Consider the following 2675-nt stretch of genomic DNA (forward strand, 5'->3'; position numbering starts at 1 on the left):
CGCGCCAATGGTACTAAGTCTTAAGGCTTGGGAGAGTAGGTCGCTGCCAGGTCTGCCAAAAACGGATGTCTCAATACGTCGTCGAAAACAAAAAAGCCCCGCACTCAGAAATGAGGCGGGGCTTTTTCGCGTTCGGAGCAATGAAGCAGGGGAAGAGGTTGGCTTTGACAGCCGCTACAGCACCCGAGCTGAGGAGGAAGTCCGCGGCTACCCACTTCTCCGCGGGAGTTTGTTGTTGTGAACCCGGCCGCCCCTTACAATTGAGTTAACGGCGATGCAGGAAACCAGCCGGGCGAAGGAACAGCGCCTGGGAGCTGGCAGGTTGCCCTCACCGACCCCCTACCAACCGCGAACTCATTCTGATGAGATCGATCGGGCGCACCACCAGCTGGAACGCCCCCCGTAGTTCACCGCAACCAACGGGGAACCCGGGCCCCTTTTCAGCCGAAGTTGATAAACGATGGAAGAGGAACCGCGCAAGCACCCCCCGCGCTTGCTGCTCTGCGTAGGGGAATGGTTGCTGCGCATGGCGAAGAACTATCCGTTACGCTGAGCAGGAGGGTTCTCTGCTCGGCCACGGCCTAAGCGGTTCGGCGAGGAAGGCCGAGGCTAGAGAAATCATTGCTTGGGCGGCTCGTAAGCTCGCCAGATAGGCTTCACCTTTACTCGCGAGTGGCGGCAGGGCAGTGGCTTGCGCCCTGCCTCAGCATACGTCGTCACGGTTGTGGCCGATGGTTCCCTCGGGTCACGATCGCCTTTAGCCACGAGCGTCTTGGCATCATAACGCGAGCCGATCTCGAGGACTTGTCAGTTGGCATGTCGGCTTATCACGCGGATGGCTTTAGATGAGGGGACTTGCGGCTGCGGTTAGTGGCTGCGGCAATCCGCAGGGACGCGGGTCTTACGTGAAGATTCTCCTCGGTTGTGCTCCGAACCTCGCGAAACTGCAGCGAGCAGAGTTCGATATTGCTGATGCACACTCCGGAGGTGAACGCTGGAGGCTCGGTCCCCAAGGTATTCGAGGCAAACCATCGCGGCACTATCAGCAACAAGGCAGTTTCGCGCCTGCGTAAGTAGGTGAGCCGTCAGGTTCATTCGCCAGCACCGGATCGGCTCTGTCTTACAGCCTTCACTTTGGTTCAACCTGTGTTTCCTTCAAGTCTTTAGGACACATGGAGGTCGAAGATCATACCTGCGCGGCTTTTGACCACTGCAGACCCGGAACTTGGCGGGGTGGCCAGCGAACGAAGGGGCCCCAGGGCTGGGCCCCTTAACCGGGTAAATACGTAGTTATGCTAATGAGCTCTGGTGGCCCATGATAAATCCCACGACGCGGGAAGTCTTTGAGCAGACTGGGTTCTGTCGCGTTCGTTCCGAATTCGCTGACGTTGCAAGCTCGTGTGTCGGTCACCGGGTTGTACTATACCAGAGTGGGCGAGAGACGGCGGAGCCAAGCCTTCCGGTGGGCTACTTCGCTGCTGCTATCCTGGTGGAGGTGTATAACCGCGCCGATGATCCAGAGCACTGCGTCATTGAGCTTGATAATGTGGTGGCATTCAAGACACCTCGCCCGATGCTGGCGAATGGCGCCGTTCTAGAAGCCGCTCTCCTCAATCCCGCTGGTGCTTTTGCCGGCTGGAGGGCCGCCGAAGATGTGAGGGAAATTTCCACTTCGGAGTTAGCTAGTATTCTTGCTGCGGAGTACGGAGCTCACCAAGCGGGTATGAAGGATCCCAGGGCGGACTTGCCCCTCTTCCGGGAACGCCATGTCCGAATCAGAGATCCAAAGTTCACGTATGACGTCTATCGCGCGTATCAGGGTAGATGTGCGATTAGCCTGGTTCGCTTGTTGAACATCGAGACAAATGAATGTGGGCTCGAGGCTGCTCACATCTACCCTTATTGGCTTGAGCCCTGGAACACAGTTTCGAGCGGAATTCTCCTGGCGCCAACTTGGCACGCTCGGTACGACGCTGGTCTTATTACGCTTCACGATGACTATTCGTGGTCTCCCAATGTGGAAGATGCGGACACGGAGGCGATACGCTTTCGTCACCTCCATCTGCCAATGTCAGGCAGTGAGCTGCCGGACATTAATCTGATCCGTCGCAATCGCCAGCGCTTGGCCGCGATCCACCAGCCGGCAGGACGCAAGGGATTGCCTCTACGGAACAGCACTAAGCATTCGAGACTCGTCAACGCCGGAGCTATTCGGGGCCTGCTTGTTCGGGCGGTCGTTCCTCAGATGTTGGATCAGGCGCAGGAACTCCTCTGGCCGCCCGCCGCGGCCACTGCCTGGCTTTGCATGCGTCGGCTTGGCTTGAAATGGCATGTCACGGAGGGCTGTGGGCACTCCGAGCTCGCGTCTGTTCAAGACACAGATCAGCGTGACCCTGCATGACTAGCTGGGTTTCACCGCCGGATGGCCCTATCGCCGCTCTATGTGCATGTTCTCTTACGTCAGGGGACCAGCATCGCCGGCAAACCCACCGGTCAAGCGGCTCCACACTACCTGCGCGGCGGGATCAAGGGCGCTGCTATTCGAAGTTGGCTTCCTACTGGCGAGCTTCGCGTTATCCACAGGCTCTGCTTTCTGGTGGAACCAGAAGTCAGTTTTGTCATTTAGCGTGTTGACGGTGGCGATGGGGTCGCTTATATCCCCGATCACCGCTGCA

The 2675-nt window shown here is 58.2% G+C and carries 2 protein-coding genes; one reads left to right on the plus strand and one right to left on the minus strand.

Annotated elements, in window-relative coordinates; genetic code table 11:
• Positions 1–1462: 1462 nt before the first annotated feature.
• Positions 1463–2401: an HNH endonuclease gene (locus tag AC3YOG_RS20585; protein ID WP_489936464.1), complete on the plus strand. Its 939-nt coding sequence runs from the start codon at positions 1463–1465 to the stop codon at positions 2399–2401.
• Positions 2402–2455: 54 nt separating this feature from the next.
• Here the strand turns inward: AC3YOG_RS20585 and AC3YOG_RS20590 are convergent.
• On the minus strand, positions 2456–2675 hold a 220-nt coding region (locus AC3YOG_RS20590; protein WP_489936465.1), incomplete at its 5' end, for a hypothetical protein.

The sequence above is a fragment of the Devosia sp. Z6_126 genome (assembly GCF_058133495.1).